The organism is Nocardioides sp. (assembly GCF_016462705.1).
Lineage (GTDB): Bacteria > Actinomycetota > Actinomycetes > Propionibacteriales > Nocardioidaceae > Nocardioides.
Genome location: NZ_JAEMSS010000200.1, coordinates 1 through 6,992 on the forward strand (window position 1 = coordinate 1; position 6,992 = coordinate 6,992).

The following is a 6,992-nucleotide window of genomic DNA, read 5'->3' on the forward strand; positions in this document are numbered from 1 at the left end:
CGAGGCACCCGGCCTCGACTCCTACCAGGCTGCGGAGCTGCTCGCCGAGGCCCAGGCCGACGAGGGCGGGATCACCGCCCACGTCGTGCTCGAGGCCCAGGACGCGGCCACACAGCTGGCCCCGGTCGAGTCCGCTCTGGCGGAGCTCCCCCACGTGGTGAGCACGGCGAGCAGCGTCTCGCCCGAGGGGGACATCGCGCTCGTGCGCGTGCAGTACCCCGCGGTCGAGCGCCTCGAGGCCTCCGACCTGGACAACCTCAAGGAGGTCGTCGCCGACCTGCGCGACGAGTCGTCGCTGACGCTGGAGGCGGGAGGCGACCTCTTCTTCGCGTTCGAGGAGGCACCCACCGGCGTGGGCGAGGTCGCGGGTCTCGTCGTCGCGATGGTCGTCCTGCTGGTCGCGTTCGGCTCCCTCGTCGCGATGGGGCTGCCGATCGGGATGGCGCTGTTCGGCCTCGTCGTCGGCGCCACGGCGATGAACCTCGTGACCTACCTGGTCGACATCCCGGCATGGGCGCCGCAGCTCGCCGCCATGGTCGGCCTCGGGGTCGGCATCGACTACGCGCTCTTCCTGGTCACCCGGCACCGCGAGCACCTGGCCCAGGGGCTGCCGGTCACGGAAGCGGTCGGCAGAGCCCTGGCGACGGCCGGACAGGCGGTGATCTTCGCCGGCGGCACGGTGGTCGTCGCGATCCTCGGGCTGCTCGTCGCGGGGATCCCGTTCGTGACCGGTGGTGGGGTCGCCATCTCCGCGATGGTGCTGGTCATGGTGCTGGCATCGGTCACGCTGCTGCCGGCGCTGCTCGGGCTGGCGGGGCACCGAATCAACGGACGCCGGCGGCGGGCCGACGATGGGCCGCACCGGCCGAGCACCGGCTGGTCCCGCTGGGGCCGCCACGTGACCCGCAACGCGACGGCCTACCTCGTCGGCGGGGGGGCCCTGATGCTGGCCCTGGCCGCGCCGGTCCTCGCGCTCAACCTGGGCTTCCCCGACGACGGGACGAAGCCCGAGTCGACGACCGAACGCCGGGCCTACGACCTGATCGCCGAGGGGTTCGGCCCCGGGGCCAACGGGCCCCTGGTGATCGCGGTCGACGTCTCGGAGAACCCGTCCGTGGTGGCGCCGCTGGCCGAGGCCGTCGCCGCCGACCCCGGCATCTCGTCGGTCGCCGAACCTGCCGTCGACCTCACCGCGGGGGTGGCGACCCTGGTGGCGCAGCCCACGACGTCGCCCCAGGACGAGGCCACCCAGGAGACCGTGACGAGGTTGCGGAGCGAGGTCTTCCCCGCGGTGCTCGACGGCACCGCGGCGACCGCCCACGTGGGCGGGCAGACCGCCACCTTCGCCGACCTCGGTGACCGGGTGCAGGAGCGGATGCCCCGCTTCGTAGCGGCGGTGCTGCTGCTGTCGTTCCTGCTGCTCACCGTGCTGTTCCGGTCGGTCCTGGTGCCGCTGAAGGCGGTCGTGCTGAACCTGCTGAGCGTCGCCGCGGCGTACGGCGTGCTCGTCATGGTCTTCCAGTGGGGCTGGGCGGCCGGCCTCATCGGCGTGGAGTCGACGGTGCCGATCGTGTCGTTCATCCCGCTGTTCATGTTCGCGATCCTGTTCGGGCTCTCCATGGACTACGAGGTGTTCCTGCTGTCGCGGGTCCGCGAGGAGTACCGCCGCCACGGCGACAACACCCGCGCGGTCATCGACGGGATCGCCGGCACCGGGCGCACCATCACCGCGGCCGCGTTGATCATGGTGGCGGTCTTCTCGGGCTTCGTCCTGGGCAGTGACCCGGCGATCAAGATGATGGGAGTGGGACTGGCCACGGCCATCTTCCTCGACGCGACCGTGGTCCGGATGATCCTCGTCCCGGCCACCATGAAGCTCCTCGGCCACGCGAACTGGTGGCTGCCCGGCTGGCTGGACCGGCTGCTGCCGGAGCTGGACCCGGCGTTGGCGCACCCGCCGACGGAGGTGCCAGCAGGCCACCCACCACTCGGTGTCCAGGGAGCCGGCAGTGCCTAGTGCCCGGTCGTCTAGTGCCCGGTCGCGGGCCGGTCTCAGAGCCGCTGCGCCAGCCGGTAGTAGGCCGCGTTCCAGCGCAGCTCGCGGCCGACCGAGCGCGGTGTGGTCTCGGCGTCGATGACGACCAGCTCGGTGCCGGTCATCTCGGCGAAGTCCGCGAGCACCTCGACGCCGAGCGCCTGGGACAGCACGGTGTGGTGCGGCGCCCCGGCCATCAGCCACGCCTCGGCCGACGTGGACAGCGACGGCCGGGGCCGCCAGACGGCGCACGCCACGGGCAGCTGCGGCAGGTCCTCGTCGGGCTCGACCACGTCGACCTCGTTGACGGTGAGCCGGAACCGCTCCCCCATGTCGGACAGCCCTGCGACGACCGCTGGACCCGGGTCCGCGGTGAAGCGCAGCCGCACCGGGTCCTCGCGGCCACCGATGCTCAGCGGGTGGATCTCCAGGGATGCCTGGCCTGCTGTGAGGGTCGGGCAGACCTCGAGCATGTGTGCGCCGAGGATCTTCTCCTCCCCGGGGACCAGGTGGTACGTGTAGTCCTCCATGAACGACGTGCCGCCCGGCAGCCCGGCGGCCATCGCCTTCATGCCGCGCAGCAGCACCGCGGTCTTCCAGTCGCCCTCGGCGCCGAACCCGAAGCCGTCGGCCATCAGCCGCTGCACGGCCAGGCCCGGGAGCTGGCGCAGGCCGCCGAGGTCCTCGAAGTTGGTGGTGAAGGCGCCGAAGCCACCCTCCGCCAGGAAGCTGCGCAGACCCGCCTCGACCCGGGCGCCGTAACGCAGGGAGTCGTGCCGGTCCCCGTCCGGCAGCAGCTCCGGGGCGACCCGGTAGGTGTCGGCGTACTCCGTCACCAGGGCGTCGACGTCCGCGTCACCGACCTGGTCCACCACGGCGACCAGGTCGTTGACGCCGTAGGTGTTGACCGACGCGCCGAACCGCAGCTCGGCCTCGACCTTGTCACCCTCCGTGACCGCCACGTCGCGCATGTTGTCGCCGAACCGGGCCAGCCGCAGGTGCCGCAGGTCGGCGCGCCCGACCGCGGCCCGCGCCCAGTCCCCGATCCGCGAGACCACGCCCGGCGAGTCCACGTGGCCGGCCACCGTCTTGCGGGCGACCCGCAGCCGGGCCTGGATGTGGCCGAACTCGCGGTCGCCGTGCGCGGACTGGTTGAGGTTCATGAAGTCCATGTCGATCGTCGACCACGGCAGGGCCATGCCCGACTGCGTGTGCAGGTGCAGCAGCGGCTGCTGCAGCGCGTCCAGCCCGGTGATCCACATCTTCGCCGGCGAGAAGGTGTGCATCCAGGCGATGACGCCGACGCAGCCGGGGGCGCTGTTCGCCTCCAGGACGACCCGGTGGATCGACGCCGAGTCGACCAGCACCGGCTTCCACACGACCCGGACCGGCAGCTCCGCGGACTCGGCGAGCCGGGCGGCGATGCCCTGCGACTGCGTCGCGACCTGTGCGAGGGTCTCGGGGCCGTACATCTCCTGGCTGCCGGTCAGGAACCAGACCTCCGGTCCGGGTGCGGACGTCGTCATCACTGCCTTTCCTGGGGCTGTCCGTAGACGTTCTGGTAGCGGTCGAAGAGCGAGTCGACGTCCGCCGGCTCGATGACGAGCGGCTCCCCGAGCTGGCGGGAGACGTGCACGGTGCGGGCCACGTCCTCGCACATCACCGCGGCCTTGACGGCGGCCCGCGCGGTCGGGCCGATCGCGAAGACGCCGTGGTTGCGCATCAGGACGGCCGACGACCGGCTGCCGCGGAGCGTCTCGACGATGCCGCGGCCGATCGAGTCGTCGCCGATGATCGCGAACGGCCCGACCGGGATGTCCCCGCCGAACTCGTCGGCGCACATGGTCAGCACGCACGGCACCGGCTCGCCGCGCGCCGCCCAGGCGGTGGCGTACGTCGAGTGGGTGTGCACGACCCCGCCGACCTCGGGCATCTCCCGGTAGACGTAGGCCTGGGCCTCGGTGTCCGACGAGGGCGCGTGCTCGCCCTCGACGACCCGGCCGTGGAGGTCGCAGACGACCATGTTGTCCGGCGTCAGGTCGTCGTACGAGACGCCGCTGGGCTTGATCACCAGCAGGTCGTGACCGGGGACGCGGGCGGAGACGTTGCCGGCCGTCCACACCACGAGCTGGTAGCGGGTCAGCTCGGCGTGCAGGCCACACACCTCCCGGCGCAGGCCGACGATGGTCTCGGCGACGTCGGCGGCGAGGGTCATGAGGGGCTTCCTGTCCGGGCGGCGACGGCGGCGCGGCGGATCGCCTTGAGCCGGCGCATGGTGGTGGTGGCCCGGCCGAAGTGGTCGTGCAGCGCGACGTACTGCTCGAACAGCTGGTCGTAGGCCTGGGCGCGGCCCTCGTCGGGCACGAAGACGTCCTTGCGGACCTTGCCCATGGCCTTCGCCGCGGTGGGCACGTCGGGATAGGCCCCCGCCGCCACAGCCGCGTGGATCGCCGACCCCAGGGCGGGTCCCTGCTCGGAGTCGATGACCGAGAGGGGCAGCCGGGTCACGTCGGTGTAGATCTGCATGAGCAGCGCGTTCTTGGCGAGACCGCCCGCCACGATGAGCTCCTCGACCGGCACCCCGCTGCCGCGGAAGGTCTCCACGATCACCCGGGTGCCGAACGCCGTGGCCTCCAGCAGCGCCCGGTAGACGTCCTCGGGCCTGGTGCTCAGGGTGAGGCCGACGACCGCGCCGCTGAGCTCGTGGTCGACCAGCACCGAGCGGTTGCCGCTGTGCCAGTCGAGGGCGACGAGGCCGTGCTCCCCCACCTGCTGCTCGGCCGCCAGCCGGGTCAGGTGCTCGTGCACCGACACCCCCGCCGCGGCCGCCGCCTCGGCGTACGCCGCCGGCACGGAGGTGCGCGTGAACCAGCCGAAGATGTCACCGACGCCGCTCTGGCCGGCCTCGTAGCCCCAGCTGCCGGCCACGATGCCGCCGTCGACGACGCCGCACATGCCCGGCACCTCGACCAGGGCGTCGTGGCTCATCACGTGGCAGGTCGAGGTGCCCATGATGGCGACCATCTGGCCGGGTCCGGTGGCCCGCGCGGCGGGGGCGGTGACGTGCGCGTCGACGTTGCCGACCGCGACCGCCGTGCCCACGGGCAGCCCGGTGAGGGCGGCCGCCTCCTCGGTGAGCCGGCCCGCGAGGTCGCCCAGCTGGCCGATCTCGCCCGCGAGCTTCGCCTCGGCGAAGCCGGCGAACGACGGGTTGAGCGCGCCCAGGAAGTCGCGGCTCGGGTAGCGGCCGTCCTGGTAGATCCCCTTGTAGCCGGCGGTGCACGCGTTGCGGACGTAGCGGCCGGTCAGCTGCCAGATGATCCAGTCCGCCGCCTCGACGAGGAGGTCGGCCCGGTCGTAGAGCTCGGGGTCCTCCTCGAGCAGCTGGAGCCCCTTGGCGAACTCCCACTCGCTGGAGATCAACCCGCCGTAGCGGCCGATCCACGGCTCCCCGCGCTCGTGCGCGAGCTCGTTGATCCGGTCCGCCTGGGGCTGGGCGGCGTGGTGCTTCCAGAGCTTGACGTAGGCGTGCGGGCGGTCGGCCAGACCCGGCAGCTGGCACAGCGGCGTCCCGTCCGCGAGGACCGGCAGCACCGTGCACGCGGTGAAGTCCGTGCCGAGCCCGACCACCTGACCCGGGTCGATGCCGGCCGCGCGCACCGCTTCCGGCACGGCGTGGGCCAGCACGTCGACGTAGTCGCCCGGCACCTGCAGCGCCCAGTCCGGAGGTAGCCCGGGCCCGGACGGCAGCCGGGCGTCCAGCACCCCGTGGGCGTACTCGTGCACGGCGCTGCCCAGCTCGGCTCCGTCGGCCACCCGGACCACCACGGCGCGGCCGGACAGGGTGCCGAAGTCGACCCCGACGGTGAACTGCTCGGAGCGGTCCACGCGGGCACCTCCCGTGCTCAGCGGTCCGCCTTCCCGGCGGCTGGCCGTGAATGTTACCGATAACAATCCGCAGCGCAACCCCTGCGTAAGCCCTCTCGACAGCGTGGAAAAGTGCCTCTTGCGTTACCTGGGTGTTACGGCTAGCCTCCTCGCAATTCTCTGGATGTGAGGGTTCACATTCACCTCACATCCGCAGGAGTTCGCAGGTCCCCGGAGCGCCCGGCACACTCGTCGGCCGACGCACTACCGGTCCATCGAGGGAGGTTCGAAGTGATGACCAAGTTCCGTACCGGTATCGCGATGCTGTGCGCCTTGGCGTTCGTCGCTGCAGGCTGTGGCGACGACTCAGACTCGGGAGGCGGCTCGGGCGGCGACGACACGATCAAGGTCGGTTTCGCGCAGACGGGCTCGGAGTCCGGCTGGCGCAGCGCCAACACCGAGTCGATGAAGGAGGCGTTCTCCGAGGACAACGGCTTCGAGCTGGTGTTCAACGCCGCCGACAACGACCCCGCCGCGCAGATCAGTGCGGTGCGCAGCTTCATCAGCCAGGGCGTCGACGCCATCGTGATCGCCCCGATCGTCGAGGACGGCTGGGACGACGTGCTGCAGGAGGCCAAGGACGCCGACATCCCGGTGATCCTCGAGGACCGCACGGTCACCGCCTCCGAGGACCTCTACGCCAGCTGGGTGGGCCTGGACTTCAAGCAGGAGGGCGTCACCGCCGGCGAGTGGGCCGCCGAGAACTTCACCGAGCCGACCAACATGGTCGTGCTCGAGGGCACCACGGGCTCGGCGCCGGCCAACGACCGCGCCGAGGGCTTCACCGAGGGCATCGGCGACGCCCCGATCGAGACCATCGACTCGCAGACCGGTGAGTTCACCCGCGACGGTGGCAAGACGGTCATGGAGGGCTTCCTCCAGAAGTACGGCGTCGACGGCATCGACCTGGTCTACGCCCACAACGACGACATGGCGCTGGGTGCCATCGAGGCGATCGAGGCCGCGGGCGGCACGCCCGGCGAGGACATCAAGATCGTGTCGATCGACGCGGTCAAGGACGGCATGCAGG

5 protein-coding genes are annotated in these 6,992 nt (G+C 71.8%); 2 read left to right on the forward strand and 3 right to left on the reverse strand.

Going from position 1 to position 6,992, the window contains the following annotated elements; translation table 11 throughout:
• A partial coding sequence (locus JHD21_RS19025) for an MMPL family transporter (protein WP_292678408.1) occupies positions 1–2,017 on the forward strand: 2,017 nt, incomplete at its 5' end.
• 35 nt (positions 2,018–2,052) lie between these two features.
• Here the strand turns inward: JHD21_RS19025 and araA are convergent.
• Genes araA through araB form a run of 3 tightly spaced genes read right to left on the reverse strand, consistent with a single transcriptional unit; the run spans position 2,053 to position 5,923 of the window.
• The gene (araA, locus tag JHD21_RS19030; RefSeq protein WP_292678410.1) at positions 2,053–3,561 is read right to left on the reverse strand and encodes an L-arabinose isomerase; all 1,509 of its coding nucleotides are present in this window, start codon (positions 3,559–3,561) and stop codon (positions 2,053–2,055) included.
• Positions 3,561–4,250, reverse strand: coding sequence for an L-ribulose-5-phosphate 4-epimerase (locus JHD21_RS19035; RefSeq protein ID WP_292678412.1), 690 nt, complete (start codon positions 4,248–4,250; stop codon positions 3,561–3,563). Before JHD21_RS19035 ends, araA begins: the two co-directional genes overlap by 1 nt.
• Entirely contained in the window at positions 4,247–5,923 is a 1,677-nt protein-coding gene (gene araB / locus JHD21_RS19040) for a ribulokinase (RefSeq protein ID WP_292678413.1), read from the reverse strand. The genes JHD21_RS19035 and araB overlap by 4 nt, the downstream gene beginning before the upstream one ends.
• A gap of 273 nt (positions 5,924–6,196) precedes the next feature.
• Between araB and JHD21_RS19045 the strand changes: the two genes are divergently transcribed.
• A partial coding sequence (locus JHD21_RS19045; RefSeq protein ID WP_292678415.1) for an ABC transporter substrate-binding protein occupies positions 6,197–6,992 on the forward strand: 796 nt, incomplete at its 3' end.